The organism is Escherichia sp. WS338, assembly GCF_046486405.1.
GTDB lineage: Bacteria > Pseudomonadota > Gammaproteobacteria > Enterobacterales > Enterobacteriaceae > Escherichia > Escherichia coli.
Genome location: NZ_JBJQLL010000074.1, coordinates 1 through 5,507 on the forward strand (window position 1 = coordinate 1; position 5,507 = coordinate 5,507).

A 5,507-nucleotide genomic window follows, 5' to 3' on the forward strand; every position below is an offset into this window, starting at 1 on the left:
CACGGCTGGGACGGAAGTCGCTGTCGTTCTCAAAATCGGTGGAGCTGCATGACAAAGTCATCGGGCATTATCTGAACATAAAACACTATCAATAAGTTGGAGTCATTACCGTTTTTTGCGCTGATAATTTGCCGAGCGACTGGCTTTTAAACCCAGCGTTGCCGGTGCTTCGATACCTTCGAAAATAATCACCGGTTCTGCTTCTGTCAGCTTTCGCAAAACAAGCCGACAGCTCAATGCTGTTTCCTCTTCATTGCGCTGAACGGTGAGGATTTCGATAATATCGTGTTGGTTTTGCAGATCGGAGAGGTATTTCGGCAGTTCTTTTTGTGAGGAGACGGAATAGGGACCGGTTCGTAGCTGACTAAACGTGAGGTCTTGCATCAACAGTCGCGCCGCGCTGTTGGCATAAATTAACTGTTCCTCAAAGGGCGAAACGATCCAGACAGGACTGGTGAGTAAGTCCAGGGTATTGAAGTTGTGCGTAATCATTGAGATCCCGTTATTTTTATCAATTTTTGTTGCTATCCGATCGCAAAAAAGCCACGTCATATGATCAGATAATTCTGATAATGATAGACGCTATTTAACACTTCACACGGTTTGTATATGGAAAAGCATTTTGCTTTTTGTATTCAATTTAGACAGAATTTTATTAATCATTTCAGGGTAATGGGGTGATGAGATGTTGCGTAACAGGGCCAGAAGGCTAGACTACAAAATAATGCGTTGATGATGGAGGCACTGTGGAAGCGATTAAGGGATCGGACGTTAATGTCCCGGATGCAGTATTTGCCTGGATGCTGGATGGTAGAGGCGGCGTTAAACCGCTGGAAAATACAGATGTGATTGATGAAGCGCATCCCTGCTGGCTCCACCTTAATTATGTACACCATGATAGCGCCCAATGGCTGGCGACAACACCGCTGCTTCCCAATAACGTACGTGATGCGCTGGCGGGCGAGAGCACACGGCCCCGAGTCAGCCGTCTCGGTGAAGGTACGCTGATTACATTGCGCTGTATAAACGGCAGCACCGATGAACGCCCCGATCAACTGGTCGCCATGCGTGTATATATGGACGGGCGGTTAATTGTTTCGACCCGACAACGCAAAGTGCTGGCGCTGGACGATGTGGTAAGCGATCTGGAAGAGGGCACGGGTCCGACCGATTGCGGGGGATGGCTGGTGGATGTATGTGATGCGTTGACCGATCATTCCAGCGAATTTATCGAGCAGCTGCACGATAAAATTATCGACCTTGAAGATAATCTCCTTGATCAGCAAATTCCACCGCGTGGATTCCTGGCTCTGCTGCGCAAACAATTAATTGTGATGCGTCGCTATATGGCACCGCAACGTGATGTTTATGCTCGTCTTGCCAGTGAACGTTTGCCGTGGATGAGCGATGACCAACGCCGTCGGATGCAGGATATTGCCGATCGCCTTGGGCGCGGTCTTGACGAAATCGACGCCTGTATAGCACGGACTGGCGTGATGGCTGATGAAATCGCTCAGGTGATGCAGGAAAATTTAGCGCGTCGTACCTATACAATGTCGTTGATGGCAATGGTCTTTTTACCCAGTACCTTTCTGACCGGGTTATTTGGCGTCAACCTTGGTGGGATCCCAGGCGGCGGGTGGCAATTCGGATTTTCAATTTTTTGTATTCTGTTAGTTGTTCTTATTGGTGGTGTTGCTTTATGGTTGCATCGTAGTAAATGGTTGTAACAAAAGCAATTTTCCCGGCTGTCTGTATACAAAAACGCCGCAAAGTTTGAGCGAAGTCAATAAACTCTCTACCCATTCAGGGCAATATCTCTCTTGCAGGTGAATGCAACGTCAAGCGATGGGCGTTGCGCTCCATATTGTCTTACTTCCTTTTTTGAATTACTGCATAGCACAATTGATTCGTACGACGCCGACTTTGATGAGTCGGCTTTTTTTTGCCTGTTATTTGTCAGCGTCTACCCTTTAAGAGTCCACCCAATGACCGGAGGGAAATATGACGACACTTATTTATTTGCAAATTCCTGTCCCTGAACCGATTCCTGGCGATCCTGTTCCAGTGCCCGATCCGATCCCTCGCCCGCAACCCATGCCTGACCCACCACCCGACGAAGAACCGATTAAATTGTCGCATCGTGAGCGTAGATCTGCGAGGATACGCGCCTGCTGACTTTGCGTCGATGACCACGAGAATAAATTGTGTCCGCTTTTTCTACCCTGAATGTTTTGCCTCCCGCCCAACTCACGAACCTTAATGAGTTGGGTTATTTAACCATGACGCCGGTGCAGGCCGCCGCGCTTCCGACGATCCTTGCCGGAAAAGATGTTCGCGTGCAGGCGAAAACCGGCAGCGGCAAAACGGCGGCTTTTGGCCTCGGCTTGTTACAGCAAATTGATGCGTCGCTATTTCAAACCCAGGCTTTAGTGCTGTGTCCTACGCGTGAACTGGCGGATCAGGTGGCAGGTGAATTGCGTCGGCTGGCGCGTTTTCTGCCAAATACCAAAATTTTGACGTTGTGCGGTGGTCAACCGTTCGGTATGCAGCGTGATTCGTTGCAACATGCGCCGCATATTATCGTGGCAACGCCGGGCCGTATGCTGGATCATCTGCAAAAAGGCACGGTATCACTGGATGCGTTGAATACGCTGGTGATGGATGAGGCCGACCGCATGCTGGATATGGGATTTAGCGATGCCATTGATGATGTCATCCGTTTTGCGCCAGCATCTCGACAGACGCTTCTGTTTTCGGCAACCTGGCCGGAAGCCATCGCCGCAATCAGCGGAAGAGTGCAACGCGATCCTTTAGCGATTGAAATTGACTCAACAGATGCTCTGCCACCTATTGAACAACAATTTTATGAGACATCCAGCAAAGGCAAAATTCCTCTGTTGCAACGGTTATTAAGCTTGCATCAGCCATCCTCTTGCGTGGTGTTTTGCAATACCAAAAAAGATTGCCAGTCTGTCTGCGACGCGCTGAATGAAGTAGGGCAAAGTGCATTGTCGTTACACGGCGATCTGGAGCAACGCGATCGCGATCAGACCCTGGTACGTTTTGCTAACGGTAGCGCCCGTGTACTGGTCGCGACTGATGTTGCTGCGCGTGGTCTGGATATAAAATCGCTTGAGCTGGTGGTGAACTTTGAGCTGGCGTGGGACCCTGAAGTTCATGTACATCGCATCGGTCGTACAGCTCGTGCAGGAAATAGCGGTCTGGCGATCAGTTTCTGTGCCCCGGAAGAAGCACAGCGGGCCAATATCATTTCTGACATGTTGCAGATAAAACTTAACTGGCAAACGCCGCCAGTTAATAGTTCCATTGTGCCGCTGGAAGCAGAAATGGCAACGTTATGTATCGATGGCGGGAAAAAAGCCAAAATGCGCCCGGGTGATGTATTAGGTGCGCTGACAGGAGATATCGGGCTTGATGGCGCAGATATTGGCAAAATCGCCGTGCATCCGGCGCATGTCTATGTCGCGGTGCGTCAGGCTGTTGCTCATAAAGCATGGAAACAGTTACAGGGCGGGAAGATTAAAGGAAAAACGTGCCGGGTGCGGTTATTAAAATAATGAAATGTTGAATCGCAGGGTGCAAGAGTAAACATCTTCTTCGGGATTGCCGGATGCGACGCTGGCCGCGTCTTATCCGGCCTCCATAAGAGTAGCCCGGTAAGCTTGCGCATCGGGCGCTATCCGGGTTATTTCACTTCAACCACATTCAGCCGTAACTCATCCAACTGATTTTCATCTTCTTCAGGCTGCCAACCCGCCGGTTGTAGAGGGATCTCTTCGCGATCAAACGCCAGATCACCCCCGTTAACCACTTCAGAACCGTGGGTAATACCTTTGAAATCGAACAGGTTGGTATCGCACAGATGCGACGGCACCACATTCTGCATCGCGCTGAACATCGTCTCGATACGCCCTGGATAACGTTTATCCCAGTCACGCAACATGTCAGCAATCACCTGACGTTGCAGGTTAGGCTGTGAACCGCACAGGTTGCACGGAATAATCGGGAACGCTTTTGCATCGGCAAAGCGCTGAATATCTTTCTCGCGGCAGTAGGCCAGCGGACGAATCACAATATGTTTGCCATCATCGCTCATCAGTTTCGGAGGCATACCTTTCATCTTGCCGCCGTAGAACATATTTAAGAACAACGTTTGCAGGATATCGTCACGATGGTGACCCAGCGCGATCTTCGTCGCCCCCAGTTCCGTTGCGGTGCGATAAAGGATACCGCGACGAAGACGAGAACACAGTGAGCAAGTGGTTTTGCCCTCCGGAATCTTCTCTTTCACGATACCGTAAGTGTTCTCTTCCACAATCTTGTACTCAACGCCCAGCTTTTCAAGATACTCGGGCAGAACGTGTTCCGGGAAGCCCGGTTGCTTTTGATCGAGGTTAACAGCCACCAGCGAAAAATTGATTGGCGCGCTTTGCTGCAAATTGCGCAGAATTTCCAGCATGGTATAGCTGTCTTTACCCCCGGAGAGGCAAACCATGATGCGATCGCCTTCTTCAATCATATTGAAGTCAGCAATGGCTTCGCCCACGTTACGACGCAGACGTTTTTGTAATTTGTTCAGGTTGTATTGTTCTTTCTTTGTAATTTGTTGATTTTCTTGCATTATTTCAGTTCTCTGGTACTAAATGGGGCAAATTGGGGGCAAACTTTGCAACTACGATAACCGCGCATTCAACATGGCTATCTGTTCGTCGTTCATGTCATCAATCCACATACCGTAAATTTCATACACCATCTGCGCAGTTTCATGCCCCATTTGGCTGGCTATAAATGCCGGGTTCGCTCCTGCCGTCAACAGCCAGCAGGCAAAAGTATGCCGCGTATGGTACGGATTACGGCGGCGAATACCAGCACGTTTTACTGCTGCATTCCACCTTGCCCCCAAACTGCTTACCGAGTAATAAGGTTTTTGTTTTCCGTTACACACCCTGGGCATGAAAACAAAATGCAGTTTTTGCTTTTCGGTTCTGCCGTACTCCCGATGATAAAAGGTGATTTCGCTTTTGCGATGATGCCCGGTCAGTTTGTATTGCTCCTTCAGTGCTTCAAGAGCAGGCTGCAGTAGTGTTACTGTTCGGATCCCGGCATTTGTTTTTGGGGGACCGAACATATCAAGTATCGTCAGGTTTCTTCTGACATTCACTATTCCCTTTTCGAGATCCACATCCTCCCACGCCAGAGCTGCCAGTTCCCCGTGACGAAGTCCTGAGTAAACGGCAAATTTCCACAAGTTCTGGATCTGTCCTTTTTCACTTTCCATTAATGCATTGAATTCTGTTTTAGATAACGGATCAGGCTTTATTCTGTTTCGCTGTAATTTTTTTACTCCTTCAAATGGTTTGGTTGATATAAATCCCTGAACCGCCCCGGAAATCCTGGAGACTAAACTCCCTGAGAAAGAGGTAAACAGGATGACTAAAAATACTCGTTTTTCCCCCGAAGTCCGTCAGCGGGCGATTCGTATG

The 5,507-nt window shown here is 49.1% G+C and carries 6 protein-coding genes and 2 pseudogenes; 5 read left to right on the top strand and 3 right to left on the bottom strand.

What is annotated here, in order from left to right; genetic code table 11:
- Positions 1–95 (top strand): IS1 family transposase (locus tag ACJHWT_RS25005; protein ID WP_000306640.1); only part of this gene is annotated, 95 nt, incomplete at its 5' end.
- A 13-nt stretch (positions 96–108) separates the two neighbouring features.
- On the opposite strand, the pseudogene dgcM reads toward ACJHWT_RS25005, so the two are convergent.
- Positions 109–492 (bottom strand): annotated as a pseudogene (gene dgcM, locus ACJHWT_RS25010) (diguanylate cyclase DgcM); the annotation flags it as partial.
- Positions 493–685: 193 nt separating this feature from the next.
- Here dgcM and ydaN point away from each other — a divergent pair.
- From ydaN to dbpA, 4 genes are all read left to right on the top strand, one after another.
- On the top strand, positions 686–733 hold the full coding sequence (gene ydaN / locus ACJHWT_RS25015) for a protein YnaN (RefSeq protein ID WP_211180494.1): 48 nt from the start codon (positions 686–688) through the stop codon (positions 731–733).
- A 13-nt stretch (positions 734–746) separates the two neighbouring features.
- Positions 747–1,730 carry a zinc transporter ZntB gene (gene zntB / locus ACJHWT_RS25020; protein WP_000387388.1) on the top strand — a complete coding sequence of 328 codons (984 nt, stop codon included), beginning with the start codon at positions 747–749 and terminating at the stop codon, positions 1,728–1,730.
- 274 nt (positions 1,731–2,004) lie between these two features.
- Entirely contained in the window at positions 2,005–2,178 is a 174-nt protein-coding gene (gene ynaL, locus ACJHWT_RS25025) for a protein YnaL (RefSeq protein WP_001296046.1), read from the top strand.
- Between the two features lie 29 nt (positions 2,179–2,207).
- Positions 2,208–3,581, top strand: coding sequence for an ATP-dependent RNA helicase DbpA (gene dbpA, locus ACJHWT_RS25030; protein WP_001272254.1), 1,374 nt, complete (start codon positions 2,208–2,210; stop codon positions 3,579–3,581).
- A 128-nt stretch (positions 3,582–3,709) separates the two neighbouring features.
- On the opposite strand, the gene ttcA is transcribed toward dbpA, so the two are convergent.
- Positions 3,710–4,645, bottom strand: a complete 936-nt coding sequence (ttcA, locus tag ACJHWT_RS25035) for a tRNA 2-thiocytidine(32) synthetase TtcA (protein WP_001157407.1) — start codon at positions 4,643–4,645, stop codon at positions 3,710–3,712.
- A 51-nt stretch (positions 4,646–4,696) separates the two neighbouring features.
- Positions 4,697–5,398 (bottom strand): annotated as a pseudogene (locus ACJHWT_RS25040) (site-specific integrase); the annotation flags it as partial.
- Positions 5,399–5,507 lie beyond the last annotated feature (109 nt).